The 542-nt window shown below is 63.2% G+C and carries 1 pseudogene; it reads right to left on the bottom strand.

Annotated elements, in window-relative coordinates:
* A pseudogene (locus AC1D0I_RS32935) lies at positions 1-299 on the bottom strand (site-specific integrase); the annotation flags it as partial.
* Between the last annotated feature and the right edge of the window lie 243 nt (positions 300-542).

Here is a 542-nt window from a genome sequence, read left to right as displayed (position 1 = left end):
GGCTGGATGTTTTGACTTGCGATATCCTGGTCGTTGAGCCGCTCGGCTCCTACCGCTTTGTCTCTTCCGGTGTCGGGGCAGAAGAGAGGGCCGTGGGCGCCGCAGGCCCGCCTGTGGCGTCGGACGARCCGCGGCCRATCTCGACCTCGCGCCAGCCGGYYTTGCCGCGCAGGGCAACAGGATCGAGGCCGACGATTTCGGAGCGCCGCAAGCCTCTGGCGAAGCCCAAAAACAGCACGCAACGTGCCATGGTCGACTATCGCCAGCATGGCGATTAGATCGTCGCGCAGGACGGCCTCGTTATCTTCCGCATCGCCATGTGGGGAATGAAGATGAAGGAGGGGAGGTACTCGGGCGCCTTGCAGAGGTACATTCGGTATGGTCGCGACGACGTTGGTATTTCAGGTCATCTCGCGCGACCAAAACTGCATCTACACGTAGCGCACTTTGACGTCAGCCGACGGAGTCAGGCCGATCGCGTCAATCGGGCTGCAACTCTGCTTTGAGCGGTCCGCACGCGGGGCGGGCGGAGCGGGTTCGCT

The organism is Mesorhizobium sp. P2_D1, from assembly GCF_056404455.1.
This window is presented reverse-complemented; position numbering and strand designations above follow the sequence as displayed.